The organism is Pandoraea sp., assembly GCF_041919235.1.
Taxonomy (GTDB): Bacteria; Pseudomonadota; Gammaproteobacteria; order Burkholderiales; family Burkholderiaceae; genus Pandoraea.
This window is the reverse complement of record NZ_JAYRUC010000013.1, coordinates 86,895-112,560: the sequence shown is the minus strand read 5'-3', so window position 1 is coordinate 112,560 and position 25,666 is coordinate 86,895. Positions and strand designations below refer to the sequence as shown.

Annotated in this window: 22 protein-coding genes; 11 read left to right on the top strand and 11 right to left on the bottom strand. The window is 64.3% G+C overall.

Annotated elements, in window-relative coordinates; genetic code table 11:
• Positions 1 to 142: 142 nt before the first annotated feature.
• Positions 143 to 850 (top strand): SIMPL domain-containing protein, encoded by a 708-nt coding sequence (locus tag ACE3UG_RS12520; RefSeq protein WP_374624331.1) that lies wholly within the window; start codon positions 143 to 145, stop codon positions 848 to 850.
• A 187-nt stretch (positions 851 to 1,037) separates the two neighbouring features.
• On the opposite strand, the gene ACE3UG_RS12515 is transcribed toward ACE3UG_RS12520, so the two are convergent.
• The 6 genes from ACE3UG_RS12515 to dctP all read right to left on the bottom strand — a co-directional run bounded on the left by ACE3UG_RS12515 (position 1,038) and on the right by dctP (position 8,156).
• Positions 1,038 to 2,570 (bottom strand): malonyl-CoA synthase, encoded by a 1,533-nt coding sequence (locus tag ACE3UG_RS12515; protein WP_374624329.1) that lies wholly within the window; start codon positions 2,568 to 2,570, stop codon positions 1,038 to 1,040.
• 76 nt (positions 2,571 to 2,646) lie between these two features.
• The gene (locus ACE3UG_RS12510) at positions 2,647 to 3,447 is read right to left on the bottom strand and encodes an enoyl-CoA hydratase/isomerase family protein (protein ID WP_374624405.1); all 801 of its coding nucleotides are present in this window, start codon (positions 3,445 to 3,447) and stop codon (positions 2,647 to 2,649) included.
• A gap of 67 nt (positions 3,448 to 3,514) precedes the next feature.
• Positions 3,515 to 5,071, bottom strand: coding sequence for a malonyl-CoA decarboxylase domain-containing protein (locus ACE3UG_RS12505; protein ID WP_374624327.1), 1,557 nt, complete (start codon positions 5,069 to 5,071; stop codon positions 3,515 to 3,517).
• 111 nt (positions 5,072 to 5,182) lie between these two features.
• The gene (locus ACE3UG_RS12500; RefSeq protein WP_374624325.1) at positions 5,183 to 6,526 is read right to left on the bottom strand and encodes a TRAP transporter large permease; all 1,344 of its coding nucleotides are present in this window, start codon (positions 6,524 to 6,526) and stop codon (positions 5,183 to 5,185) included.
• Entirely contained in the window at positions 6,523 to 7,113 is a 591-nt protein-coding gene (locus ACE3UG_RS12495; RefSeq protein WP_374624323.1) for a TRAP transporter small permease, read from the bottom strand. Before ACE3UG_RS12495 ends, ACE3UG_RS12500 begins: the two co-directional genes overlap by 4 nt.
• Entirely contained in the window at positions 7,110 to 8,156 is a 1,047-nt protein-coding gene (gene dctP / locus ACE3UG_RS12490) for a TRAP transporter substrate-binding protein DctP (RefSeq protein ID WP_374624321.1), read from the bottom strand. The genes ACE3UG_RS12495 and dctP overlap by 4 nt, the downstream gene beginning before the upstream one ends.
• 340 nt (positions 8,157 to 8,496) lie before the next feature.
• On the opposite strand from dctP, the gene ACE3UG_RS12485 reads away from it, so the two are divergent.
• Positions 8,497 to 9,168 carry a GntR family transcriptional regulator gene (locus ACE3UG_RS12485; protein ID WP_374624319.1) on the top strand — a complete coding sequence of 224 codons (672 nt, stop codon included), beginning with the start codon at positions 8,497 to 8,499 and terminating at the stop codon, positions 9,166 to 9,168.
• A gap of 84 nt (positions 9,169 to 9,252) precedes the next feature.
• On the opposite strand, the gene lgt is transcribed toward ACE3UG_RS12485, so the two are convergent.
• Together lgt and ACE3UG_RS12475 are read right to left on the bottom strand one after the other, a co-directional pair.
• Entirely contained in the window at positions 9,253 to 10,143 is an 891-nt protein-coding gene (gene lgt, locus ACE3UG_RS12480; protein WP_374624317.1) for a prolipoprotein diacylglyceryl transferase, read from the bottom strand.
• A 199-nt stretch (positions 10,144 to 10,342) separates the two neighbouring features.
• Positions 10,343 to 11,290, bottom strand: coding sequence for a LysR family transcriptional regulator (locus ACE3UG_RS12475; protein ID WP_374624315.1), 948 nt, complete (start codon positions 11,288 to 11,290; stop codon positions 10,343 to 10,345).
• A 198-nt stretch (positions 11,291 to 11,488) separates the two neighbouring features.
• Here ACE3UG_RS12475 and ilvD (ACE3UG_RS12470) point away from each other — a divergent pair, with 198 nt between their 5' ends.
• The 7 genes from ilvD (ACE3UG_RS12470) (at position 11,489) to ACE3UG_RS12440 (ending at position 20,884) form a co-directional block, all read left to right on the top strand.
• A complete protein-coding gene (gene ilvD / locus ACE3UG_RS12470) occupies positions 11,489 to 13,357 on the top strand; it encodes a dihydroxy-acid dehydratase (protein ID WP_374624313.1) in 1,869 nt (622 codons plus the stop codon).
• A gap of 237 nt (positions 13,358 to 13,594) precedes the next feature.
• The gene (gene ilvD, locus ACE3UG_RS12465; protein WP_374624311.1) at positions 13,595 to 15,268 is read left to right on the top strand and encodes a dihydroxy-acid dehydratase; all 1,674 of its coding nucleotides are present in this window, start codon (positions 13,595 to 13,597) and stop codon (positions 15,266 to 15,268) included.
• Between the two features lie 202 nt (positions 15,269 to 15,470).
• On the top strand, positions 15,471 to 15,788 hold the full coding sequence (locus tag ACE3UG_RS12460; protein WP_374624309.1) for a hypothetical protein: 318 nt from the start codon (positions 15,471 to 15,473) through the stop codon (positions 15,786 to 15,788).
• Positions 15,785 to 16,834 (top strand): multidrug transporter subunit MdtN, encoded by a 1,050-nt coding sequence (gene mdtN, locus ACE3UG_RS12455; protein WP_374624307.1) that lies wholly within the window; start codon positions 15,785 to 15,787, stop codon positions 16,832 to 16,834. Before ACE3UG_RS12460 ends, mdtN begins: the two co-directional genes overlap by 4 nt.
• Complete coding sequence (locus ACE3UG_RS12450; RefSeq protein WP_374624305.1) at positions 16,815 to 18,815, top strand: FUSC family protein; 2,001 nt, start codon at positions 16,815 to 16,817, stop codon at positions 18,813 to 18,815. The genes mdtN and ACE3UG_RS12450 overlap by 20 nt, the downstream gene beginning before the upstream one ends.
• Positions 18,802 to 20,325 carry a TolC family protein gene (locus ACE3UG_RS12445; protein ID WP_374624303.1) on the top strand — a complete coding sequence of 508 codons (1,524 nt, stop codon included), beginning with the start codon at positions 18,802 to 18,804 and terminating at the stop codon, positions 20,323 to 20,325. The genes ACE3UG_RS12450 and ACE3UG_RS12445 overlap by 14 nt, the downstream gene beginning before the upstream one ends.
• 184 nt (positions 20,326 to 20,509) lie before the next feature.
• On the top strand, positions 20,510 to 20,884 hold the full coding sequence (locus ACE3UG_RS12440; RefSeq protein ID WP_374624301.1) for a c-type cytochrome: 375 nt from the start codon (positions 20,510 to 20,512) through the stop codon (positions 20,882 to 20,884).
• 142 nt (positions 20,885 to 21,026) lie between these two features.
• Here ACE3UG_RS12440 and ACE3UG_RS12435 read toward each other — a convergent pair whose 3' ends face one another.
• From ACE3UG_RS12435 to ACE3UG_RS12425, 3 genes are read right to left on the bottom strand one after another with little or no spacing between them, the layout of a single operon-like run.
• Positions 21,027 to 21,380, bottom strand: a complete 354-nt coding sequence (locus ACE3UG_RS12435) for a DUF2486 family protein (RefSeq protein WP_374624299.1) — start codon at positions 21,378 to 21,380, stop codon at positions 21,027 to 21,029.
• Positions 21,381 to 21,382: 2 nt separating this feature from the next.
• On the bottom strand, positions 21,383 to 21,799 hold the full coding sequence (locus tag ACE3UG_RS12430; RefSeq protein WP_374624297.1) for a DNA polymerase III subunit chi: 417 nt from the start codon (positions 21,797 to 21,799) through the stop codon (positions 21,383 to 21,385).
• Entirely contained in the window at positions 21,796 to 23,307 is a 1,512-nt protein-coding gene (locus ACE3UG_RS12425; protein ID WP_374624295.1) for a leucyl aminopeptidase, read from the bottom strand. The genes ACE3UG_RS12430 and ACE3UG_RS12425 overlap by 4 nt, the downstream gene beginning before the upstream one ends.
• A 91-nt stretch (positions 23,308 to 23,398) precedes the next feature.
• Between ACE3UG_RS12425 and lptF the strand changes: the two genes are divergently transcribed.
• Positions 23,399 to 24,526, top strand: a complete 1,128-nt coding sequence (gene lptF / locus ACE3UG_RS12420) for an LPS export ABC transporter permease LptF (protein WP_374624293.1) — start codon at positions 23,399 to 23,401, stop codon at positions 24,524 to 24,526.
• The gene (gene lptG / locus ACE3UG_RS12415) at positions 24,526 to 25,665 is read left to right on the top strand and encodes an LPS export ABC transporter permease LptG (RefSeq protein ID WP_374624291.1); all 1,140 of its coding nucleotides are present in this window, start codon (positions 24,526 to 24,528) and stop codon (positions 25,663 to 25,665) included. The genes lptF and lptG overlap by 1 nt, the downstream gene beginning before the upstream one ends.
• Position 25,666 lies beyond the last annotated feature (1 nt).

Here is a 25,666-nt window from a genome sequence, read left to right as displayed (position 1 = left end):
CTGTATAACGTTGTCGATGCACCCATAGTGCGCGCCCACCGAGGCGGCCGTTCATGCCGGCGTCATATGGCAGATGCGGTACAGGCGACCGGTCAAACGTTCGCCTGTCTGTGCGAACCTACATTCGAAAAAGGACAAAACGATGCGTAAATCTCTCGCTGCTGCGCTTCTGATCGCAACCGCTGCCAATGCAGCCTACGCCCAGACGGGTGACACCTCGAGGCGCGACGTCGCGGGCGTGCTCGGCCTTGAAGCACACGCCACGAAGGAAGTCGAACAGGACACCGTTCACATCACGATGTCGGCGCAGGAGCAAGGCCCGGACGCCGCGACCGTGTCGCGCAACCTCACGCAGAAGGCCAACAGTGCGATGTCCATTGTCAAGGGACAGAATGCCGTGCAGGTCCAGACCGGCAGCGTCTCGCTTTACCCGACGACCAACCGCGACGGCAAGATCACCGCATGGCGGGGTCGCACCGAGTTGCAATTGACATCGAAGGATTTCGGCGCCGCTTCGCGGCTTGCGAGCCAGATCTCGAACCAGATGCAGATGGACGGAGTGTCGTTCTCGCTCTCGCGTGAGGCGCAGGAGAAGACCCAGGCCGAGTTGACCAACCAGGCCATCCAGGCGTTCCGCGATCAGGCACAGAGCAACGCGCGTGCCTTCGGCTACAGTGGTTACGCGATCCGTCAGGTGCAGGTCGGCGCGAATGCGCCGATGATGCCACGTCCCTACGCGATGAAGGCGATGGCCATGAGCCCGAGCGCCGACGCCGCTCCGCCGATGCAGTTCGAGGGCGGCAAGACGCAAGTCACCGTGACGGTCTCGGGCACGGTCCAGATGAAGTAAGGCGCGCCGGCGGACACGTCGGAACGTCGGAGCGTCGCTACGTCGTCCCGCCGCTGCGATCGCAGTCACGACAATGCCGCCCGATCGAGGGCGGCATTTTTCATGTTCGATGGCAACGCGCCGGCTGCCTCCACGAGCGCAATGCGGTGCATCGTCCCGTGGGGGGGGCGCCCCCTTCGTCAGGCGCTTACTTGAAGCGATCGCGCAGCACGTTCTTCTGCACTTTTCCCATGGCGTTGCGCGGCAACTCGGCGACGATATGCACCCGCTTGGGCACCTTGAAATTGGCGATACGTTGCTTGAGCGCGTCGATGACCGCTCGCTCGTCGGGCGCCTGTGCGCCATGGCGCGGCACGACGACCGCCACGACCGCCTCACCGAAGTCCGGATGTGGCACCCCGATCACAGCCGACTCGGCCACGCCGTCCATCTCGTCGATGAAACCTTCGATCTCCTTCGGATAGACGTTGTATCCGCCGGAGATGATCAGGTCCTTCGAACGCCCGACGATATGCACATAACCGTGCGCGTCGAACTTGCCGACGTCGCCTGTCTTGAAGAAGCCGTCATCGGTGAACTCTTCGGCCGTTTTCTCGGGCATGCGCCAGTAGCCGGCGAAGACATTGGGGCCCTTGACCTGAAGGTGGCCGATTTCGCCTGGCCCGCATGGCTGCACGTCGTCGCCCACCACGCGGACCGTCACTTCCGGCAGCGGCACGCCGACGGTGCCCGCCCGGCGCACGCGCGCAGCGTCGCCGTGATACGGGTTCGAGATGAGCATCACCGTCTCCGACATGCCGTAGCGTTCCAGAATCGTGTGTCCGGTACGCTCGCGAAAGGCGTCGAACGTCTCGCTCAGCAGCGGCGCCGAGCCCGAGATGAACAAACGCATGTTGCGACACACCTCGCGATCGAGCCCCGGCTCCGCCAGAAGCCGGACGTAATACGTCGGCACCCCCATGAACACAGTGGCACGCGGGAGTTGATGCAGCACTTCGCGCGCGTCGAACCGGGCCAGCCAGATCATCTTGCTGCCCGAATACAGCGCCGCATGGCTCGCCACGAACAGGCCGTGCACGTGGAAGATCGGCAGCGCGTGAAGCAGCACGTCGCCCCCCTTGCGCTCTCCCCAGCCCCAGAACTTGTGCAGCACACGCGTGTTGCTCGCAAGGTTGCCGTGCGAGAGCATGGCCCCCTTGCTACGCCCGGTCGTGCCCGAAGTGTAAAGAATGGCGGCAAGATCGTCCGGGGACCGCGGCACGGTCTCGAAGGTATCGCCGAACCACGCCGCGCGTTCAAGCAGCGAGCCCGTCCGATCATCGCCCAACGTGTAGACGTGCTTCGCACCGCTCGTGAACGCAATCTTCGAGACCCAGCCGAAGTTCTCCGGGCTGCACACAACCACATCGGGCTGCGCGTTTTCGACGAAGTATGCGATCTCGGCTTCGCGATACGCCGTGTTGAGCGGCAGATAAACGAACCCCGCGCGCAATGTTGCGAGATAAAGCAGTAGCGCCTCGGGCGACTTCTCGACCTGAACGGCAACGCGTGCGCCGGGCGTCAGGTCGAGGCTGGCGAGCAGGTTGGCCATGCGCGCGCTCGCGTGCTCGATGTCGTCCCAACTGTAGTAAAGCCCTTCGGGCGTCTCGATGGCACACGCCGATTTGTCGGCAGGAAAGCGCTCGGCAAAGCATCGATAGAGGTTAGTGTCTTGCGTCATAAGCAGAACTGGATTCGAAACAGTGGATGCGTCGGGTAAAAAAGAGAAATCCGTCAATGCAGGTGCGCGTCGGAACTCAGCGCCCCTGGAAATCGGGGGGCCGCTTCTCGATGAAGGCGGCCACCCCTTCGCGGTGATCGTGCGAGTCCCAGTATGAGAAGGCTTTCTGCCATTCGGCCTCCGATAACGGCGGCGCCGTCGGCGCCAGCCGGTCGATCAGCCATTTGTTCAATTGCGCGGCGAGCGGCGCGCCTGCGGCAAGACGTCTTGCGCACGCGTCACCCGCCGCTTCCAACGCGTCGTCAGCGACCACGCGCGTGAGCAGCCCCTTTTCACGCGCTTCCGCCGCACCGAAGACACGTCCTTCAAGCAGGATTTCGAGCGTTGCCGCGCGTCCCGCCAGGGCGAGCACACCGCGCAGTTCACCTGGCGCCATCGGGAAGCCAAGCTTGTTGATCGGTACGCCAAATCGCGCGCTCTCCCCTGCGATGCGCAAGTCGCAATGCGCCGCGATCTCCAGGCCGCCCCCCACGCATACGCCCTCGATCAGCGCGATGCTCGGATGCCTGCAACGCGCCAGGGCGTCGAGCGTGGGCCCGATGACCTCGCCATGATAGCGACGCAGTGCATCGTAGCTGCCACGCTCGAGCGGAAACTCCTCGATGTCGGCCCCGGCAGCGAAATGGCCTTGTGCGCCACGAATGACGATCGCGCGCACGCGCGCATCGCCATCGAGCGCCTGCAAGTGCGCGCGTAACGCATGCCACATCGCGACCGAAATGGCGTTGAGCTTGCCGGGACTCGAAAGCGTCAGCGTGACCCATCCTTCGTCAATCGTGCTGTCGTCGCGCAAAACTTCACTCACACATGCCTCCATGAGGTTGATGGGCGCCAATGCGCGTTTGCGTTCAACGCACGCATCGCGATCAACGCGGTCATCGCGATCAGAGCAACCGTGCCACTGCGCGACCCAGCGCCGGCTCGCCGTCGATCAAGCGTTGCAGATTGGCATCGAGTTCGTCGGGCTCGTAGAGATAGTTGACCATCATGCCGCACGACTGCTTCGCGCCCTTCTTCGAGAGATCGGCATGCCAGTTGATGCGCTCCACGCGGGCGCCGTTGCCCAGATGAAATCGTGCGACCGGATCGCGTGGCTGTGAGCGCACGGTTTCGCGTGCAAGGTAATGCGCGGCCAGCGCCTCGCCAAGACTGCGCTGCAACGCCTGCCCCCCCTTGCGTTCGGGCGAACTTTGCAGCCACGCCACCATCTGCGCGCCCGACGCGTCCGGCGCCAGCGACGCCTCCTGCACCAGCAACGTCACTCGCTTCTGGCCGAGCGTTTGCGCAAGCGCCTGCGCCGACAGCGACTTGAGCCAATCGTTGAACCCGGGAATGGGAGAGAGCGTCGCAAAATTGCGCAGCTTCGGGAAATCGACCTGCAATTCGTCGATCACGCGCTTGAGCAGGAAGTTGCCGAAGCTCACGCCTCGCAATCCCGGCTGCGTGTTCGAGATCGAGTAGAAGATCGCCCAGCGCACGCGGCGCAGGTCTTCGAGCGGGGCCTTTTCGTCGAGCAGCGAATGCACGTCGGCCGCCATGTCGGGTACGAAGGCCACTTCGACGAAAATCAGCGGCTCCCGAGGCATGCGCGGATGGAAGAACGCGTAGCAACGACGGTCGGAATCGAGCCGGTTGCGTAAATCCGCCCACGACGAAATTTCGTGCACCGCTTCGTAGCGCATGAGCTTTTCGAGCAGCGACGCGGGCGAATCCCAGGTGATCGGATGCAACTCCAGCAAGCCGACGTCGAACCAGGTGGAAAAGAGGCTGCCGAGATCCTCTTCGAGCGCCGCGAGACCCGGCAGTGCGGCACGGTGATGGAGCATGTCCGAGCGCCAGCGCACGAGGAATGGCAGCCCGTCGGGAAGCGCGTTGAAGCGTTTGAGAAACCGCACACGCTCACTGCCCAACGCACCGGCCAGCCCGCCGGCCGCGCGTTTGGCACTGGCGCCATCGCTGTCCTTGCCTGCATCGGCGCCCGGATTGCCGTCGCTCGCACAGACATCGGCCACCACCGTGAGTAGCGCCAGTTGCATTTCCGGCGACGCCGCCGCGTAACGCGTCATGAACTCACGCGCGGCCTCGTTGGCGGCAGAGTCGGTCAGGCGCGCCGACAGGCATTGCGTCAACTGCCGGCGCAGCGCGCTCGCTGCGCGAGGCGACAATGTTGCCGCCGCGATCTTCGCATGCCCCTTCACATCTTTGCCGTCCTTGCCATCCTTTGGCCCGCCGCCCGGCCCGCCCGATTTGCCCGCACCGCGTCCGAACCACTGGCCCAGACGCACCCCAAGCGATGGCTTCGGCGACGGCACCGGCGCGCTGACGTCGGCCACGCTCTCGGGCGCGGTGCGACCCGGCGACGCTGACGCTGACGACGACGACGCGGCCATCGCTGACGCCGTCGGGCTCAACGATGCAGGAATGGGTAAGGCAGACATCATCGGCGCATCCTTCATGGCTTCCTCTCATTGCGCTCCGGCGAGCAAAAACATGTACACGACAACTACGACACATCGTCCTGCGATCGGTGCCCGCGCTCGACCCAGGCGTTCTCATCCCATCAGTTGATTCGGCAGCCACAGCGACAGGCCCGGCAGCGCACAGATGAGCACGACCGCCAGCACCATCAGCGCCACGAATGGCATCACCCCCCAGACGATGTCACGCAATGCGATATCCGGCGCCGTGTTCTTGATGACGAAGATATTGAGTCCCACGGGCGGATGAATCAACCCCAGCTCCATCACAATCGTCATGACCACGCCGAACCACACCAGATCGAAGCCGGCGGCGCGCAACGGCGGCAGGATGATCGGTGCCGTCATCAGAATGATGCTCACCGGCGGCAGGAAGAAGCCGAGCACGACAACCATGAGCAGGATGGCCGTGAGCAGCACCCAGCGCGACAGATGCAGCCCCACGATCCACTGCGCCGCCGACTGGCTGATGTGCAGATAGCTCATCACGTACGAATAGAGCAGCGACATGCCGATGATGAACATGAGCATGGTCGACTCGCGCAGCGTGCCGCTAAGAATCGGCGCGAGCTGGCGCGGGTTCCACATCCGGTAAATCACGGCGATGAGGGCGAGCGCCAACAGTCCGCCGAGTCCGGCCGTCTCCGACGGCGTGGCGTACCCGCCATAGAGCGCCGCCATCACGCCGATGAGCAGCGTCACGAACGGCAGCACCCGCGGCAGCAACGCCAGTTTCTCGCGCAGGGTGGCCGGCGGCTCGTTCGGAAACGGCGATGGCGTGCCGTCACGGACGAGCGCCCGTTGTGCACGCCCATACTCCAGCCGATAGCGCCACGCCGCATAGCACGAGAACAGCCCCACGAGCAGCAGCGCAGGCATGATCCCCGCAAGGAACAGACGCCCCAACGATTGCTCTGCAGCCACCGCGTAGAGAATCATCGTGATCGACGGCGGAAGCAAAATGCCCAGCGTGCCGCCGGCCGCGATCAGCCCGGCAGCGAATCCCGGTGAATAGCCGCGTTGGCGCATCTCCGGAATTCCTGCACTACCGATGGCGGAGCACGTTGCCGGGCTGGAACCGGCCATCGCGGCGAACAGCGCGCATGCGAAGACGTTGGCAATGCCCAGCCCCCCCGGAATCCGGCGCATCCATGCGTGCAACGCCAGATAGAGGTCCTGCCCCGCACGCGACTTGCCAATGGCCGCGCCCTTCAGAATGAACAGCGGAATCGACAGCAGCGTAATGCTCGCCATCTCCTCGTAGACGTTCTGCGTGACCGTGTCCAGCGACGACGCCGGCATGAATCCGAACATGAACGCCACCGCCACGGCGCCGAGGGCAAACGCAATGGGCATGCCCGAGAACATGGCGACGAGCGTCGCCCCGCCATAGAGCAATCCGATACCGAGCTCGCTCATGCGTGGCCTCCCGTGCGATCCGACGTGAGCGGCGCGTCATGGCCCGCCGGTCGTCCCATCTCGCAAGCCCCAATCGCCGCTTGCAGCAATAATTGCACCGTCAGCAACGTCATGCCGAACGCCATCAGACCGTAGGGAATCGACAACGGCGGCCCCCACGTCGAACTGCTCGTCTGGCCGTCGACGTAGGCTTCCCAGAACAACGTCCACGATTTCCACGCAAAGAAGGCGCAGAACGCGAACGAGACGATGTCCACGAGCCACCGCCGCACACGGTTCACGCGCGGCGAGAGCAACGTCGTGACGGCTTCGATGCCGATATGCCCGCGCAAATGCTGCACATGCGCGGCGCAAACGAAGGTCGCGCCTACCAGCAGGAACACGGCAGCTTCGTCCTGCCAATCGGTGGCAAGCTTGAGCACGTGCCGCGCGAACACGCTGTAACTCAGCACGAGCGCCGCACCGACCAGCGCCAACATGCACACCCCCTTGAGCAGACGGCTCACGCCCTGCAGCAGGGCGTCGAGCCGTCGCAGCACGCGAGCGCGTGCCACCGCCGGTTCTGCACGCATGATGACCCCACTCATGCAGGCACCTTCTCGGCGAGCGCGAGCAGTTTGGCGCACGTGTCCGACCTGCCCGCGTAGTCCTTCCACGCCGTACGCCGAGCGATGTCGCGCCACTTCATCACCGTTGCCTCGTCGAGGTCGTAGACCTTCGCGCCGGCCTTGGTGTAGACGCTGGCGATCTGTGCGTCATCGGCCTTGGCCGCCCCCATGCCGAACGATTCGAGTTCCGCGCCGACCTGCAAGATCACCTGCTGCTGATCCTTTGGCAATTTGTCGAAGATTTGCTTCGACATGAGCAGCGGTTCGAGCATGAACCAATACGATTTATTGCGTCCCGTGGTCAGATGCTTCGACACCTCTTCGAGACGGAACGACATCAGGCTCGTCGACGAGGTCATCGCCGCATCCATCGCGCCTGTCTGCATGCCCGCGTAGAGTTCGTTCGACGGCAGCGAAATCACCGCCGCACCGGCCTCCTTGAGCATCATGTCCATCTCGCGGCTGCCGCCGCGCACCTTGAGCCCCTTGGCGTCTTCGGGACCGACGAGCGGCCTGGCACGGCTCGCGACGCCGCCCGCCTGCCAGACCCAACTCACGATCACGATGTTCTTCTCGGCGAGCACGTCGGTGAGCACCTTGCCGACTTCGCCATTGCGCCAGGCGGCGCCCTGCGCGTAGGACGTGACGAGCCCCGGCATCAACCCGATATTGAGTTCGCGCACTTCACCACCGGCATAAGGCAGCGGGTAGAGCGAAAGATCGAGTGCCCCGCGACGCAGCGCCGAGAACTGCGCATTGGTCTTCATGAGCGAGCTGCCCGGATAGACCTGAAATTTCAGCGCACCGTTGGTCCGCTTCTCGACTTCCTGTGCGAATTTTCGGCACAGCCGGTCACGAAAATCCCCTTCGGTGAGCGTGCCGCCCGGGAACTGATGCGAAATCTTGAGCGGGCCCGATTGCGCGAATGCACTGCCCCACGGGCTGACCAGACCGCCGGTAACGAGTGCCGATGCGGCACCGAGCATGAGTTGCCGCCGCAGCGGGGAATAGGTTGTCTCCATGGCGTCTCCTGTCACTTCTGTCAGTGGTGAACCAGCGAAGCCCGGTGCCTGACATCGGCCGGTGCGAGTACAAGACCCGCCCCCGGCTGCACCACCGGTTCGCCGGCACTGCATGTACGGATGACTGCTTTGATTTTGGGTATTTCGAGTGCGCGAGTTGCCGCTCTCGGGATGAAATCGTATAGTTAATCGATCATCGTGTATACAAATTGGCAAGTTAAAAAATACATTTCTGGTGTTTACCCCGATCTTCAACGAGAGATCGACACGCTACCGTGGTAACCATGAACCCATTTCAGCCCCGTGTGACGGGATCGAAACACGACCGAGCGAGAGCGTCATGACCGTAAAACCGAAGCGATCGGAAGCGCTGCGACAGGTGATCGAAGAGAAGATTGCCGTGGGCGAGTATCCGCCCGGCATGCGGCTTGACGAGGTCGAGCTGGCCAACGCGTTCGGCGTGTCGCGCACCCCCCTGCGCGAGGCGTTGATTCAATTGGCGTCGTCGGGGGTGATCGAGATACGGCCGCGCCGCGGCGCGGTAGTCGCGCAAATCGATGCACAACGGCTGTGCGAGATGTTCGAGGTGATGGCCGAACTGGAATCGATGTGCGGTCGGCTCGCCGCGCGCCGCATCACCGACGACGAACTGGCGGCGTTACGCGAGACGCACGAAGCCAGCCGGGCAGCGGCCGAGGCGCGAGACATCGACACCTACTACGAAGTCAACGCGCATTTCCATGCGTTGATTTACCAGGCCAGTCACAATGCGTATCTGCAGGAAACGGCGTTGCAACTGCACCGGCGGCTGCGCGTCTACCGCCGGTTGCAGCTTCGTGTGCGCGACCGGCCGCTCCAGTCGTTCGCGGAGCATGACGCCGTGTTTCGCGCGATCGAGGCAGGCGATGCCAACGCCGCATCGGAGCACCTTCGCGGGCACGTCACCGTGCAAGGCGAACGCTTCGCCGACCTGATGGCCTCGTTGCGAGCGCTGGAACGCAAGGCGAGCTGAGCGTCGCACCAAACGAACGGGCCGCCGGAGAACCTCCCGGCGGCCCGTGACATTGCCGACTGCGGTGCGGTGCTTGCCGACGCCTTAGGCGCGAGACGCCACCGGCCGGCGGCGATACGACCACACGAGCATGACGATGCCCGCGACGATCATCGGCATCGACAGCCATTGGCCCATCGACAGCCCGAACGAAAGCAAGCCGAGAAACGCATCGGGTTCGCGCGTGAATTCTGCGAGGAAGCGGAACGTGCCATAGCCCACGAGGAACATGCCGGACACCGCCCCCACCGGACGCGCACGCCGCGCGAAGCTCCACAGCAGCACGAAGAGCGCCACGCCCTCCAACGCGAACTCGAACAATTGCGATGGGTAGCGCGGCAGCCCATGGAATTGTGCGAACACGGCAGCCATCGCGTGGTCGGCCATCGCCTGCGGATGCGCCATCATCCATTGGGCGTCTTCGCCCGCCGCTTGCGGGAACAGCATCGCGAAGCGCGAATCGGGCGAGGTCACGCGTCCCCACAACTCACCGTTGATAAAGTTGCCCAGGCGACCCGCAGCAAGGCCCAGCGGGATCATCGGCGCGATCAGGTCAGTGCCCTCGAGCAGCGAATGTCCGCGGCGGCGCGTGAACAGCCACATGGCGAAGAGCACACCGAGGAAGCCGCCATGGAAAGACATACCGCCTTCCCATACCTTGAAGATGTCGAGCGGGTTCGCCAGGTAGAACGACGGTTTGTAGAAGATCACATAACCCAGACGCCCGCCAAGAATCACACCGAGCACGCCATAGAACAGCATGTCGTCGAGATCCGGCGCTTTCCAGCCTTGCGCAGCAATGGAGGGCTGACGCACGCGCAGCCGCCCCACGAGCAGAAACAGGATGAAGCCGACCAGATACATCAGGCCATACCAGCGGATAGCGAGCGGGCCGAGGTGAATCGCGACCGGGTCGAATTGAGGATGAATCAGCATGGATCAGAAGAATCGATTCGTGAACAAAAGTTCCGTCAGAGGGCGGATGGACTGCCAGGCAAAACGTTGCGGCCATCGTGTGACAAGCCAGCCATTGCACGCCTCGCAAACCGGCCCCGCGTGCATTGGGATGGGCAGCACAATACCACGAGCGCTCTCATCGCGGCAGGCCCGCAGGCAGGCTGCGCGCATCGGACGTTCAGTCGGACAGCATCGCACCCGGCGGCGCGAGCGCCACGCCACGCGCAGTTTCGAGAAAGCCTTCGAGCACCGGCGTGACTTCGGCCGTGCGCCAGAGCAAGCCTGTTTCGATAAGCGCGCTTGTCTCACGCAGCGCGCGGTACGTCACGCCGGTGCGTCGCAGGTGACACAACGACTGCGGTACGAGCGCCACCCCCATGCCCGCCGACACCAGACTCACGATGGTCTGCATCTGAATCGCCTCCTGCCCCACGCGCGGCGTGAGTCCCTGCGCCGCATAGCAACCCATGATGATGTCGTAGAACGCCGGCGCCACGCGACGCGGAAAGATGACGAGCGGTTCGTCGGCGAAGTCGGCCAGACTCACCGGGTCGCCCGGCTGCCCGGCGGCGACGTTGCCTTCAGCGGCGGACATGCTCGGTCCCGTTGGCAGCGCCAGCATCAGCGGCTCGCGCACGATCGGCAGGTATGACAGCTCGTTGGCGTACCGCGCGGGCACCGGCGGAATAAACAGGCCGGCGTCGATGCGTCCCTCCATGAGCGCCTCGACCTGTACATCGCTCGTCGCTTCGAGCAGTTGCAGGCGCACGCGCGGGTATCGCTTGCCGAACTCACGCAACAGCGGCGGCAAAATGCCATAGTCCGCCGTCGAGACGAACCCCAACGAGAGTGTTCCCACCTCACCATGCGCCAGCCCCAGTGCGAGTGCGGGCAGCGCCTCGGCGTCGGCCAGAATGCGCCGCACCTCCGGCAGCAATTGCCGGCCGACGGCGGTCAGTTCCACGGAACGGTTCGTCCGCACGAAAAGCGGCGCCCCCAGCGACGCCTCGAGCGCCCGAATCTGTTGCGAGAGCGGGGGCTGCGTCATCGACAGCCGCTGGGCGGCGCGTCCGAAATGCCGCTCTTCGGCTACGGCGACGAAGTACCTGAGTTGACGTAGATCCATGATATGTTTTTCGACTCAATCCAAGTCAAATAATATATTTGACAAGCATTCAAGGAAAGACGAATCTTGACGTCCGGCTGCGACGACCGCGACCGGCACGATGCGCCGCGTCACCCGCCATCGTCCGATTCCGGTTCGACTAAAACCCGACGGCGCCGATTTCGTTCATTCCACAAGCACAGCGTTCCAGACACGACCATGCCTCAATACCGTTCCCGCACCTCGACCCACGGCCGCAACATGGCCGGCGCCCGCGCCCTGTGGCGTGCCACCGGCATGAAAGACGACGACTTCGGCAAGCCGATCATTGCCGTGGTGAACTCCTTCACGCAGTTCGTGCCGGGTCACGTGCACCTTCGCGATCTGGGCGCCGTCGTGGCCAAGGAGATCGAGGCGGCGGGCGGCGTGGCCAAGGAATTCAACACTATTGCCGTGGACGACGGCATCGCCATGGGCCACGGCGGCATGCTGTACTCGCTGCCCTCGCGCGAACTGATCGCCGACTCCGTGGAATATATGGTCAACGCGCACTGCGCCGACGCCATGGTCTGCATCTCCAACTGCGACAAGATCACCCCGGGCATGCTAATGGCCGCGATGCGCCTGAACATTCCGGTCGTGTTCGTCTCGGGCGGCCCGATGGAGGCAGGCAAGGTCAAGTCGGGCGACGGACAGGTCATCGCCAAGATCGACCTGATCGACGCCATGATCAAGGCGGCCGACCCGAAGGTGAGCGACGCCGAAGTCGCAGAAATCGAGCGCAGCGCCTGCCCCACGTGCGGCTCGTGCTCGGGCATGTTCACGGCCAATTCGATGAACTGCCTGACCGAAGCGATCGGTCTCGCGCTGCCGGGTAACGGCACCATCGTGGCGACGCACGCGTGGCGTCGCGGCCTGTTCGAGCAGGCCGGCCGTCTCGTGGTCGATCTGTGCCGCCGCTACTATCTGGAAGACGACGCCTCGGTCCTGCCGCGCAACATCGCCACCAAGGCCGCCTTCGAAAACGCCATGGCGCTCGACGTCGCCATGGGCGGCTCCACCAATACCGTGCTGCACCTGCTCGCGGCCGCGCAGGAAGCCGGCGTCGACTTCGCGATGGCCGACATCGATCGCATTTCGCGCAAGGTGCCGTGCCTGTGCAAGGCGGCGCCTGCGACCGACAAGTACCACATCGAAGACGTGCACCGCGCGGGTGGCATCATCGGCATTCTGGGGGAACTCGCGCGCGGCGGGCTGCTCGACACGTCGTGCGGCAACGTGCATAGCGGCACGCTCGGCAACGCCATCGCCCAATGGGACGTGGCGGGCGATGCGGGGGACAAGGCGCACACGTTCTACAGCGCCGCACCGGGCGGGGTACCCACCACTGTCGCGTTCAGCCAATCGTCGACCTATGCGTCGCTCGATCTGAACCGTGAAACCGGTTGTATCCGCGACCAGGCGCACGCCTACACGAAGGACGGCGGGCTGGCGGTGCTGTATGGCAATCTTGCCGAGAAGGGCTGCATTGTGAAGACCGCCGGCGTGGACGAATCGCAGTGGGTCTTCACGGGCCGTGCGCGCGTGTTCGAGAGCCAGGACGACGCGGTCGAGGGCATTCTGGGCGACCAGGTCCAGCCGGGCGACGTGGTCGTGATCCGTTACGAAGGTCCGAAGGGCGGTCCGGGTATGCAGGAGATGTTGTATCCGACGTCGTACCTGAAGTCGAAGGGCCTGGGCAAGACCTGTGCGCTGTTCACGGACGGCCGCTTCTCGGGCGGCTCGTCGGGTCTCGTGATCGGCCACGCCTCGCCGGAAGCAGCGGAAGGCGGCGTCATCGGACTGGTGGAAGACGGCGACGTGATCGAGATCGACATCACCCAACGCAAGATGCATCTGGCCGTGTCCGATGAGGAACTGGCCCGCCGCCGCGCCGCCATGGAAGCCCGTGGCGACAAGGCATGGCAGCCGGTGAATCGTGAGCGCGTGGTCTCGCAAGCACTGCAAGCCTACGCCGCGTTGGCCACCTCGGCCGATCGCGGCGCCGTGCGCGACCTGTCGCAGTTGAAGCTGCGCAAGCGCGGCTGAGCTGGCTCACGCGCGTATCGGCGCAAGCGTGAGCGGGCGCGGCCGTGTGCATGCGGGAACGCGCCGCCGCGCGCGCGCACGATCGGCAGTGAAGTGACGGTGTAACGAAGTCGCAATGACTTTGAGGCGGCACGCCCGGATTTCGGGCGTGCCGCCGGCATGACAGCGTGATACAACAACGCCTATGCGCGACGCTGCGGTAGCCGGTGGCGTGGTGCATTCCCACAGGAGACCGTCATGGCATTCAATCGTCGCTCGCGAAACGTCACGCAAGGCGTGGCGCGCTCGCCCAACCGCTCGATGTATTACGCGCTGGGCTACAAGGAAGAAGATTTCGACAATCCGATGATCGGCGTGGCCAACGGCCATTCGACGATCACCCCGTGCAACGCCGGGCTGCAGCGACTCGCAGACGCCGCCGTCGACGCCATCAAGACCCATCAGGCCAATCCGCAGACCTTCGGCACCCCCACCATCTCCGACGGCATGTCGATGGGGACGGAGGGCATGAAGTACTCGCTCGTCTCGCGCGAAGTCATTGCCGACTGCATCGAGACGGCCGTTCAGGGGCAGTGGATGGACGGCGTGGTCGTCATTGGCGGCTGCGACAAGAACATGCCTGGTGGGATGATCGCGCTGGCGCGCATCAATGTGCCGGGCATCTATGTCTACGGCGGCACGATCAAGCCCGGCAACTGGAAGGGGAAGGATCTCACGATCGTCTCGTCGTTCGAGGCCGTGGGCGAATTCACGGCCGGTCGCATGACCGAGGCCGATTTCAAGGGCATCGAGAAGAACGCGTGTCCGTCGACCGGCTCCTGCGGGGGCATGTACACGGCCAACACGATGAGTTCGTCGTTCGAAGCGCTGGGCATGTCGTTGCTGTATTCGTCGACGATGGCCAATCCCGATCAGGAAAAGGTCGACTCTGCCGCCGAATCGGCGCGTGTGTTGATCGAAGCGGTCAAGCGAGACCTCAAGCCGCGCGACATCATCACGCGCAAGTCCATCGAGAACGCCGTGGCGCTCATCATGGCGACCGGCGGCTCCACCAATGCGGTGCTGCACTATCTCGCCATCGCGCATGCCGCCGAGATCGACTGGAGCATCGACGACTTCGAACGCATTCGTGCGCGCGTGCCGGTCATCTGCGATCTGAAGCCATCGGGCAAGTACGTGGCGACGGACCTGCACAAGGCTGGCGGCATTCCGCAAGTCCTCAAAATCCTGCTCGATGCAGGTCTGCTGCATGGCGACTGCATGACCATTACCGGGCACACGCTCGCCGAGGCGCTCAAGGATGTGCCGTCGGTACCGCGCGCCGATCAGCATGTGATCTTCCCCATCGACAAGGCGCTCTACAAGGCGGGCCATCTCGCCATCCTCAAGGGCAATCTGGCACAAGACGGTGCCGTGGCGAAGATCACCGGCCTGAAGCACCCCGTCATTACCGGCCCGGCACGCGTGTTCGACGATGAGCAGAGTGCGATGGATGCCATCCTCGCCGACAAGATCAAGGCGGGCGACGTGCTCGTGCTTCGCTATCTCGGTCCGAAGGGCGGACCGGGGATGCCGGAAATGCTCGCGCCGACTTCGGCGATCATCGGCAAGGGCCTCGGCGAGTCGGTCGGCTTCATCACCGACGGCCGGTTCTCGGGGGGCACGTGGGGCATGGTGGTCGGGCACGTTGCGCCGGAAGCGTTCGTTGGGGGCACCATTGCACTCGTGCACGAAGGCGACTCGATCACGATCGATGCCCACAAGCTGCTGCTCCAATTGAACGTGCCGGACGACGAACTGGCACGGCGTCGCGCGGCGTGGAAAGCGCCCGCCCCGCGATACACGCGAGGTGTCCTGGCAAAGTACGCAGCCCTGGCCCAGCCAGCCAACAAGGGCGGTGTGACGGGCTGATCCTGGCCGCACGACACACACGACACGCACGACACACACGACGGCGCGTCTTGCTCGCATGGCAGGCGCGCCGTTTTTGCACGAATGGCTCACGGCCACGGAACGCGCTACAATCCGCGCATCGAGGCGAGTGGTTACGCTTGGCGCCAGTCTCGTCATGGGACAGCGCCCTTACGCATTTTCACTGACGTGAAGTGTTCATATGGCGCATACACCCACCCCATCGGCCTGCCCAGGCCGGTGGAAATCCCGTGCGACATGTTGTGCGGCGTTCGCACTGGGCCTGCCGTTGCAGGGCTGCGCCTTGCGTGGCGCCCCTTCTCGCGAGATCTTCGGCGCGTACTTTCCCCTTTGGCTTCTCGGCGGCGTGATCGGCCTGTTCGCCGCGCTGCTCGTGCATCGGATCAGCGTGTCGATGCGATGCACTCAAATCGTGCCGCTCCAGCTCCCTGTCTGTTTGTCGATCGGCGTCACCGTAGCGGTACTCGTCTGGCTCGTGGGAACAGGACAATTGCCATGAAAATGGCCGGCAAAAGCAAAGCCCCGCTCAAGGGGCGCCTGATTGCGATGACGATCGTTCTGGTCGGCGTGATCGTCGCGTGCTACGGCTACTACCGTTCGTCGCAATTCCCCTCGACCGACGACGCGGCGATCGATGCCGACGTCGTTCACATTGCGACCCCCGTCGGAGGACGAATCGTCAAGCTTGCAGTGCAAGAGAACCAGCGTGTCGCGAAGGGCGACGTGCTGTATGAAATCGATCCCGTTCCCTATCGCCTCATACTCGCCCAGGCGCAAGCCGATCTCGCGCTGGCGCGCGCCTCGCTCGACACACGACAGAAAACGATCCACAACGAACGCGCCAACGCATCGATTGCGGATGACCAGTCCAACAAGTCGGCGCAGAACTATGCGCTGGCGACGCGCAATGTCGACCGCCTCACGCCACTCGCCGCCAAGGGCTACGTCTCGCAACAGCAACTCGATCAGGCACGCGTCGCTCAGCGCGATGCCGAACTGTCGATGCGGCAGGCGAGCGCGCAGAAGACGGCCAGCGCGCAGAGCGTCGGCGATGAGGCGGGGGCCCTCGCGGTGGTACGTGCGCGCGAGGCCGCTGTCGTGCTTGCGCAGCACAACCTCGACGATACCGTCGTGCGCGCACCGCAAAACGGCTACGTGACCGGTCTATCGGTGCTCTCCGGAGAAACCGTCGCCCCGAACCAATCCCTTTTTACGCTAATCCACGCAGACGAGTGGTTTGCGCTCGCAAACTTCCGCGAAGGCGCGCTCTCTCATATCGGGATCGGCGATTGCGCGACGGTCTACTCGATGATCGATCGACGTCAGGCGATCGCGGGCAAGGTCGTCGGGATCGGCGCCGGGGTCTCCGACGCTGGACACATCGGCTTGCCACGCACACTGCCGATCGTTCAACCATCGGTGAATTGGGTACGCGTGGCGCAGCGCTTCCCGGTGCGCGTTCAACTTGAAGAGCCCGCCGAGCGGCTGGTCCGCGTAGGCGCCAGCGCAGTCGTGGAGATCCGACATGGCACCGCCTGCCGATGATCTGCAGCGGCCCCGACTCGTCGATCTGATGACGTTGCTCGCGCCGTTTCCGGGGCGAGCCGCTGCAGCGACGCGCGTCGCGCTCATTTGTGCATTGACGACACTTGTCACGACCGCCTACGGCACGCCCGAGGCAGCGCTTTCGGCTTACGTGGTTTTCTTCCTGATACGGCCCGACCGCGTCGCGAGCATCGTCACCAGCGTTGCGATGCTCGTGCTGGTAAGCATTATCATCGGCTTCGTTCTGTTCGTCGCACTGCTCGTGCTGGACAATCCGATGTCGCGGGTCGCGTCCATCGCCGGGTTATCGGCGGTGCTGCTGTTCGTCACGTCGGCCAGTAAGCTTCGCCCCGTCGGTGCGATCATCGCGATGATCGTCGGATTTGCGCTCGACAAGCTCGGCAGCGTGCCACTCGGGGAACTCGCCACGCGCGCATTGCTGTATGCGTGGCTTATGGTCGCGATTCCGATCGGCGTGACCATAAGCGTGCAGCTCGCGCTCGGGCCATCGGCACGCAAGCTCGCCGGTGACGAGTTGGCGAAACGCTTGCGGCTCGCGGCCCGGGTGCTGCGCGATCCCGATGCACCGCGCGACGCGCTCGACGCGTGCTTGCGTGCAGGCGACGAAGACGTTGGCAAGTGGCTCGAACTGTCGCTCCTCGAAGGGTCCTCGGCGCATACCGACGCCGCCGCTTTACGACAGGCCAGGTCGGCAACGTTTGCCATTCTGGTTGCCGCCGATCTGGTCGCCCGCGAGCGCACCGCGCGTCTGCCAGCATCGTTCTCCGAGCCGCTGGCGACCACGCTTGAGCGCATGGCGGAAATGCTGGACGCCGGCGGCTATCCGGTCGATATCGAATTGTCGCTGCCCGCCTCCGAGTCGATGACGCCACTGGCACGCCTGGCTGTCAGACACCTGCGCGACGCCATCACGGGATTCGCGGCGATCACGCCGGAAGCAGCCTCAGAGACGAGGCCAAAGACGCACCGCGGCTTTTTCCTTGGCGACGCACTCTCCAATCCGGACCACGTCCGGTACGCGCTCAAAACCACGGTAGCGGCCATGATTTGCTACCTGCTTTACTCGCTGCTGGATTGGCCCGGCATCCATACGTGCTTCATCACGGTTTATATCGTGTCGCTCGGCACGACCGCCGAAACCGTCGAGAAGCTGGCGTTGCGCATCGCAGGGTGCGTCGTCGGCGCGTTGGCCGGCACTGCCATGATCGTATTCGTGATGCCCTCGCTGACCACGATGGCCGGCTTGCTGAGCGTCGTCGCCATCGGCGCGTGGCTGTCGGCCTGGGTCGCATTCGGCTCGCCCCGTATCGCCTACGCCGGCTTCCAGATCGCGTTCGCCTTCTTTCTTTGCGTCATTCAGGGTCCCGCGCCTGCGTTCGACCTGACGATCGCACGTGATCGCACCTTCGGCATCCTGCTGGGCAATGTAGTCGTCTATTTGATCTTCACCCGGGTGTGGCCCGTCAGTGTCGCAGGGCGCGTCGATGCCGCACTTGTCGACTTGCGACAACGGTGGGAAGCATTGTCCGCGCTCGCCGGTACGCGCCTGCGACGCGCCCAGGCGGCAGCGGCGATGGCTCGTCGCGGTGCACTGGAGAACGACATTGCGCTGACGCGTTTCGAACCCTCATGGGTGCGCCCCTCGCCGGATTGGGTGGCGGCACGCCGACAAGCGCTGGCAGAACTTCACGCGCTCGAAGGACCGATGTTCCTGCTGGCTGAGCGACAACCGGGTGACGCGGGCATCGGCGCTTGGCTGAAGCGACTCGACGCCGACGAGCGCACCGATGGCGCGGCACGCCCCCGGCACCCGCCCGCCGCCGACGCATCAAGCGCGTCGCCAGCCGATCGGGAGCGCTTGTCGTTGCTGATGCTTGGCGACTCACGTCTCATACAACTTCAACCTGCCTCGCGCGACCGTGACGTGGCGAAGGAGCGTGCTCCCCATGCGCCGGCTTGATCCGTATGCCGTGATGGCATTGTTGATGTTGGCCGCTTTGGCGGGGTGTGCAACATCGTCGCTCGACATGGCGCCTGAGCGTCCGGATCGTCCATGGCAACCCCGTACGGACGCGGCCGGCGCCATCGTTCCCGGCGCGCCAGTGACGGCCAGCGCCTACGGCAGTACGTACCGGCTACCGGCCAATCCTGCGCTTGCTGCCGTGTCGCCACCACCACCGCTGGCGCAGGATCATGCTTACACGCTAGCCGAACTCATTGACCTTGCGGAGGCGACCAACCCATCCACACGGATCGCCTGGAACAACGCACGCAACGCGGCGCTTGCCGCAGGCGTTGCGAAGAGCGCCTACCTGCCCCAACTGTCACTGAGCGCGATGGGCCGATATGCGGCTGCCCACAATTCGTCATCCAGTGTGCTGGGCGATTCGTCGGCCAGCGGCTCCACGCATGGGCTGACGTCCGTGGTGGCCCTGCAATGGCTGCTATTCGACTTCGGCGGACGCGCCGCTCGCGTGGAGGCGGCATCCCAGGCATCGGTGATTGCGAATATCGGATTTACCGCCGCGCATCAGCAGGTCGTGCACGACGTCAGTGTCGCCTTTTACCTGTATCAGGCAATGCGGGCGCGGGTCGTGAGCGCCAAGCAGGGACTTGAGAATGCTGGGGCCGTGGCGGATGCGGCCAAGGCGCGATACCGGCGCGGGGTTGGCACCGTGATCGAAGTGGCGCAATCGAATCAGAACGATGCCCAGGCGAAGCTTGCGCTGGTTCAGGCCGAGGGCGCGCAAAGCAATGCCTACCTGACACTGATCTCCGCGATGGGTATCTCGCCGCTGTCGAAGCTGAAGATTGCCGACATGCCGGTGCGCGCGCTGCGGCCCACGCTGCGTCAATCGATCGAGCAGATCGTTTCGTCTGCCATCGCAAGGCGTCCGGATGTCCTGAGCGCCTATGCAGCGGAGCGCGCGAACGTCGCGAAGATCCAGGCGGCCGAGTCGGAATTCAAGCCCAAGGTTTTCCTCTCGGCGTCCGGCGCCTATAACACCAGCGATTCCTCACTGTCGGCCGTGCCCGCCATCGGTCAGCAGCTACCCACCGTCAATCTGAGCGGTGGTCGCTACGGGGGCAGCGTAATCATCGGCGTCTCGATTCCCCTCTACGATGGTGGCCTGCGCTCAGCAGCGCTCGCGCAGGCGAGAAACGACGCGGACAGCGCGACCACCCGCCTTGAGCGCAGCCGCGAAGAGGCGGTGCGGCAGATCGTCGGTGCGCAGAACGTCCTCCAGACCAGTCTGACGGCACACGAGGCCGCAAAGGAATTGCTGAGCGCGGCGCAGACAACCTACGACGCAGCATTCGATGCCTATAAACATGGTGTCGGCTCCGTCACCGATGCCCTGCTTGCCCAAAATCAATTGCTGGCTGCAAAGAACGCTTATGTCGAAAGTTATAGCAATGCGCTATCGGCGGCGGCGTCGCTGGCGCTGGCCACCGGTGCAATCGACTAGCGCGCTTGCCGCGATATGATTCGGCCCATGAAACGGCTGACATCGGGGCCGCCGGTGGACAAGTGCTATATTTCCGCCAGAACCTGCTCGACCCGCATCGACAGGCGCGCCGAGCGGCCGCTCACGCGCGGTGCTGTCATGCGCTCCCTCGACGTCGCCAACTCTCTCCGAATACGAGTATCGAATGAAGGAATTTGCCGGCAAGCCCGCGAAAGCCGTGATCGGGGCGTGGCTGATGGTCGCGGCGAGCGCTGCAATCGCACAGACCAGCGTGCCGCCAACCACCGACGCGCAAGATGCCCAGTCGATGGAGAAGCTCGCCCGCGAGCGGAACTGCATGACGTGTCATGCCACCGACCGAACCCTGCTCGCCCCCTCGTACCGGGACATCGCCAAGCGCTATGCGGGTCGCCCTGGCGCCGCCACCGAGCTTGCCCGCTCCATGGCGGACGGCAGCCGTGGCAAGTGGGGCAGTATTCCGATGCCGGCCAGTCCTCAACTCGCCCCGGGCGAAGCGAACCGCCTGGCGCACTGGATCCTCGGACTGGCCCGTCATTAGCGCGTCAGCGATCGCGCGCACACGGTGCGCTGCGGCGCGCCAACCACCCCGCCCCCTTTCGTTCTCCCTTTCGTTCTCCCTTACGCTCCCCTACTCCCCCTTACGCTCCCTCACGCTCCCTTTTGCCGCCTTTAGCGCCCCCTTACGAGCGGACCTGCTTCGCGACCTCTTCGATGACGGCCTGTCGAATGCGGTCCGGCAATTGCGCTTGCAAGGCGTCGGCGACCTGTTTGCCGATCAGTTGCACCAGCCAGGACGTCTGGTCGATCAGCGCGTCGTGACAGCGACGCTCCACCATCGTCGTGATTTCATCGGCCAGTTGCAGCGTGAGCCGGGCGCTCACGCGCTCGGCAAAGACGGCGACATCCGCCGGCACGCCCTGCTCGGCCGCCGCAGCGGCTCGGTCATCCTCGGGCGGCGGCGCGGCCTCGCCGGGCGCGAGCACTTCGGTCAGCGTCGGAATACCGGGATCGGTGCGCTCGGGCTCGTTCGTCACGATCAGCCTCTCTGGTCGTAGTTGTTCAGGGTGTAGCCGCGATCGCGGTAGAAACGATAGCGCTCGCGGGCGCCGGACAATTCGTCCGGGGCGGCGCCCACGATCTCGACGACCCGCTCGAAACGCGCGAAGTGGGTCGGCACAATGCCTGCCAGATTGAGGAGAACCTGATGATGCTGCGCCTCCTCGTCGGGGGCGGCCAGCACTACGGGCGTTTGGGGAGCGAGCGGATCGCGCGCAAAGCAATGCGGCACGAACTCGAGCGGCGAAAACGTCCACAAGGCCTGGTCGAACGCGCGCAGCACGTCGGACTCGCCAACGACCACGAGCGTCTGACCAGCCCCGTAGACCTTGCGCGCGAACCGGCACGCATAATCGAGCCGATCCGCCACATGCGTATGAAAGTCGACGCGCGTCACCGGGCCTCGCGATCGATCAGAAACTGCGCGAGCAACGGCACCGGACGGCCCGTCGCGCCCTTGGCCGCGCCACTCTTCCATGCCGTACCGGCGATGTCGAGGTGGGCCCATTCGTACTTCTCGGTGAAGCGCGACAGGAAACAGGCCGCGGTCACGCTGCCCGCCGGACGCCCGCCGATGTTCGCCATGTCGGCAAAGTTCGACTTGAGCTGCTCCTGATACTCCTCCTCAACCGGCAGTCGCCATGCCGTGTCGCACGCCGTTCGACCTGCGGCGAGCAGTTCTTCGGCAAGCGCGTCGCTCTTCGAGAAGAGGCCCGTGTTCACGTGACCGAGCGCGATGATGCAGGCGCCGGTCAGCGTGGCGACGTCGATCACGGCGGCCGGTTTGAAGCGCTCCGCGTAGGTCAGCGCGTCGCACAGGATGAGACGGCCTTCCGCGTCGGTGTTGAGCACCTCGATGGTCTGCCCGGACATGCTGGTGACCACGTCGCCCGGCTTCGTCGCGTGACCGCTCGGCATATTCTCCGTCGCCGGAACGATGGCGATGACGTTGAGCTTGAGACGCATCTCGGCAACGGCGCGCATCGTTCCAAGCACGGAACCCGCGCCGCACATGTCGTACTTCATCTCGTCCATGCCCTCGCCCGGCTTGAGCGAAATGCCTCCCGAGTCGAACGTCACGCCCTTGCCGACCAGCACGATCGGCGCCTGTTTGGCGCCACCGCCCTCGTACTTGAGCACGATGAATCGCGGCGGCTGCACCGACCCCTGGGAGACGGACAGGAACGAACCCATCTTGAGCGCCTCGATCTGCTTCGGCCCCAGAATCTCGGCCTTGAGCTTGAATTCCCGAGCCAGCTTGCGCGCCGTGTCGGCCAGATACGTCGGCGTGCACACGTTACCCGGCAGGTTGCCGAGGTCCTTGGTGAGCGCCATGCCGTTGGCGATCGCCTCGCCGCGCCTGGCCGCGAGCCTGGCGGCCTTCACATCGTCGGGGGCCACCGCGAACTCGACCTTGCGCAAGGCCGTGTTGGCCGGCTCGGCCTTGCTCTTCATTTGTGTGAAACGGTAGGTCGCCTCACGCAGTGCGAGTACCGAGGCGCATACGGCCCAGGCGGTATCCCGCTTGGCCACCGTGGTTTGCGGCAGCGTCCAGATGGCGTCGGACGCACGCGTCGCGAGCACGGCACGCACAGCAGCGCGCGTGGCTTCGTTGAAACCCTTTGGCGACATCTGGTCTTCGCGGCCCAGGCCGACGAACAGCACACGGGCCGGGCTCCAACCGGCGACTTCGTGCAGCATCAGCGTGCTGCCGAGCTTGCCGTCGAGTTCGCCGCGCTTGACCATGCGCGCAAGCAATCCCTTGCTCGCGACGTCGAGCGCCTTGGCGAGCCCCACGAGCGGTTGCTGCTCGAAGACGCCGACCACCAGGCACTCGGTCTTTGCGTTGGCAAGGCCGGCCTGGCCTGCCTTGGTCGAATCGAAGGCTTTTGTGCTAAAGTCCATCGCGCTTTCCTCGGGTAAAATTCGTACGAGCCGCAATTATCCGCTTTTTTCCCCGCTCGCCCAAACGCGAGAGCACCCCAATCGTCTTCACATGATTTTTCAGCGTTCCCTGCAGCGCGAGCTGAACTACACCGCCGGGGCCGTCTTCATGGTGCTGATCACCGTCATGCTCACCACCATGATGATCCGCATCCTGGGCTTCGCCGCGTCCGGGAAAGCCGACCCGCGCGACGTCCTTGTGCTGATCGGCCTGGCCGTGATCGGCTATCTCGCCGTCATTCTGATCGTGACGCTGTTCGTCTCGATCCTGTTCGTGCTCACCCGCTGGTACCGCGACTCAGAGATGGTCGTGTGGTTCGCCTCGGGCCTGTCGATCACCGACTTCGTCAAGCCGGTGCTGCGCTTTGCCACGCCCTATCTGGCCGTGATCGCGTTCTGCGCGCTCGTGGCCTGGCCGTGGGCGAACCAGCAGATCTCCGCGCTAGAAGCGCGCTTCGCCCAGCGTGACGACGTCTCGATGATCTCGCCGGGCCAGTTCCGCGAGAGCGCCGCGAGTCACCGCGTGTTCTTCGTCGAGTCGGTCTCGCCGGATGCAACCCGCGTGCACAACGTCTTCGTCTCCGGCACCGAGAACGGCAAGGTCAACGTGATCGTGTCGAAAGAAGGCCATATCGAGACGGCCAAGGACGGCAATCGCTACATCGTGCTGGAGAACGGCCGTCGCTACGACGGTGTGCCCGGCCAGCCCGATTACCGCGTGATGGAATTCAAGCGCTACGGTGTGAAAATCGACAACCCTAGCGCCGCACAACCCGACAACACCCCGACCAAGGGGGTGCCGACCGTACGCCTGTTCCGTGAGATCCAGAACCCGATCTTCCGCGGCGAGATCGTCTGGCGCATCGGCCTGCCGCTGCTCGCGCTCGCGCTCGTGTTGCTCGCCGTGCCGCTCGCCTATCAGAACCCGCGCCACGGCCGCACGGTCAACCTGGTCATGGCCGTACTCATCTATCTCGCGTACACCAACCTGCTGAGCCTGTCTCAGGCGTGGGTCGCGCAGGAACGCATGCCGCTCGCCATCGGCATCTGGTTGCTGCACGTGCTGGCCATGATCGTCATTGTGTTGCTGTACGTGCGCCGCGTGCGTTTCCGCGGGCTCGTCGGCCGCCGCCGCAATCACGGGTCCGGCGGGATGCGTGCGTCGGGAGGGACTCGCTGATGCGCATCTACGAGAAATACCTTGCGCGCCAGATCTACCTGGCGTTCGTGTTCGTTCTGCTCGCGTTCGTCGGTCTGTTCGTCTTCTTCGACCTCGTGAGCGAACTCGGCGACGTCGGCCGGGGGGGGTACCGCTTCCAGCATGCGCTCGCCTACGTGCTGCTGTTCGCGCCGCAGCGCATGTACGAAATCATCCCGGTCGCCTCGCTCATTGCCGCGATCTATGTCTGCGCGCAATTGGCGGGTAACTCGGAGTTCACAATCTTCCGCGTCTCGGGACTCTCGACGGGTCAGGCGCTGCGTTCGCTGCTGAAAATCGGCTTCCCGATCGTGCTGATCACCTTCGTCATCGGAGAGTATGTCGCGCCAAATGCCGAGCAACTTGCGCAAAAGATCCGCCTCGAAGCGCTGGGCAGTTCGGTCTCGGCAGGTTTTCGCTCCGGTGTGTGGGTCAAGGACACCGTCGATCAGAACGGCACGCGTGTGACCCGCTTCATCAACGTCGGCACGCTGAACCCCGACAACACCATTGCCAACGTGCGCATCTACGAGTTCGACGACCAGTTGCGGCTCGACAGTGTGCGCCTGGCCAAGCTGGGGCAGTTCGACGCACCGAACTACTGGAAGCTGACGGATGTGTCCGAGACCGTCTTCAGCGCGACCGACGACGCCACCGGCGGCACCGACCCGCTGCGCGCACTCGTGCGAAGCAAACAAGTGCACATCGACACGGTGCAGATGCGCTCGGAGTTGACGCCGCAGATCCTGTCCGTGCTGATGGTTTCGCCCGACAACATGGCCATCGGCAGTCTGTACGGCTATATCGGCCACCTGAAGGAAAATCAGCAGAACACGGATCGCTATCGCCTCGCGCTCTGGCAGAAGTTGCTGTATCCGTTTGCGGTGTTCGTGATGATGGCGCTGGCACTGCCGTTCGCCTACCTGCACGCGCGCGCCGGCGCCATCGGCCTGAAGGTGTTCGGCGGGATCATGCTCGGCATGAGCTTCCAGTTGCTCAACAACCTGTTCTCGCATCTGGGCCTGCTCAACACTTGGCCGGCGTGGTTCACCGCGGCGTTGCCTTCACTGCTCTATCTCGTGCTCGCCGTCGCGGCGTTGCGCTGGGTGGACAAACACTGAG

Excerpts from the sequence above, each read along its gene's own strand:
- ACE3UG_RS12520 (WP_374624331.1), top strand. The coding sequence starts at position 143 with ATGCGTAAATCTCTCGCTGCTGCGCTTCTGATCGCAACCGCTGCCAAT.
- dctP (WP_374624321.1), bottom strand. The coding sequence starts at position 8,156 with ATGGAGACAACCTATTCCCCGCTGCGGCGGCAACTCATGCTCGGTGCC.
- ACE3UG_RS12440 (WP_374624301.1), top strand. The coding sequence starts at position 20,510 with ATGAAGGAATTTGCCGGCAAGCCCGCGAAAGCCGTGATCGGGGCGTGG.
- ACE3UG_RS12510 (WP_374624405.1), bottom strand. The coding sequence starts at position 3,447 with ATGGAGGCATGTGTGAGTGAAGTTTTGCGCGACGACAGCACGATTGAC.
- ilvD (WP_374624311.1), top strand. The coding sequence starts at position 13,595 with ATGGCATTCAATCGTCGCTCGCGAAACGTCACGCAAGGCGTGGCGCGC.
- mdtN (WP_374624307.1), top strand. The coding sequence starts at position 15,785 with ATGAAAATGGCCGGCAAAAGCAAAGCCCCGCTCAAGGGGCGCCTGATT.
- ACE3UG_RS12515 (WP_374624329.1), bottom strand. The coding sequence starts at position 2,570 with ATGACGCAAGACACTAACCTCTATCGATGCTTTGCCGAGCGCTTTCCT.
- lptG (WP_374624291.1), top strand. The coding sequence starts at position 24,526 with ATGCGCATCTACGAGAAATACCTTGCGCGCCAGATCTACCTGGCGTTC.
- lptF (WP_374624293.1), top strand. The coding sequence starts at position 23,399 with ATGATTTTTCAGCGTTCCCTGCAGCGCGAGCTGAACTACACCGCCGGG.
- ACE3UG_RS12505 (WP_374624327.1), bottom strand. The coding sequence starts at position 5,071 with ATGATGTCTGCCTTACCCATTCCTGCATCGTTGAGCCCGACGGCGTCA.
- ACE3UG_RS12450 (WP_374624305.1), top strand. The coding sequence starts at position 16,815 with ATGGCACCGCCTGCCGATGATCTGCAGCGGCCCCGACTCGTCGATCTG.
- ACE3UG_RS12485 (WP_374624319.1), top strand. The coding sequence starts at position 8,497 with ATGACCGTAAAACCGAAGCGATCGGAAGCGCTGCGACAGGTGATCGAA.
- ACE3UG_RS12460 (WP_374624309.1), top strand. The coding sequence starts at position 15,471 with ATGGCGCATACACCCACCCCATCGGCCTGCCCAGGCCGGTGGAAATCC.
- ACE3UG_RS12425 (WP_374624295.1), bottom strand. The coding sequence starts at position 23,307 with ATGGACTTTAGCACAAAAGCCTTCGATTCGACCAAGGCAGGCCAGGCC.
- ilvD (WP_374624313.1), top strand. The coding sequence starts at position 11,489 with ATGCCTCAATACCGTTCCCGCACCTCGACCCACGGCCGCAACATGGCC.
- ACE3UG_RS12495 (WP_374624323.1), bottom strand. The coding sequence starts at position 7,113 with ATGAGTGGGGTCATCATGCGTGCAGAACCGGCGGTGGCACGCGCTCGC.
- ACE3UG_RS12475 (WP_374624315.1), bottom strand. The coding sequence starts at position 11,290 with ATGGATCTACGTCAACTCAGGTACTTCGTCGCCGTAGCCGAAGAGCGG.
- ACE3UG_RS12445 (WP_374624303.1), top strand. The coding sequence starts at position 18,802 with ATGCGCCGGCTTGATCCGTATGCCGTGATGGCATTGTTGATGTTGGCC.
- lgt (WP_374624317.1), bottom strand. The coding sequence starts at position 10,143 with ATGCTGATTCATCCTCAATTCGACCCGGTCGCGATTCACCTCGGCCCG.
- ACE3UG_RS12500 (WP_374624325.1), bottom strand. The coding sequence starts at position 6,526 with ATGAGCGAGCTCGGTATCGGATTGCTCTATGGCGGGGCGACGCTCGTC.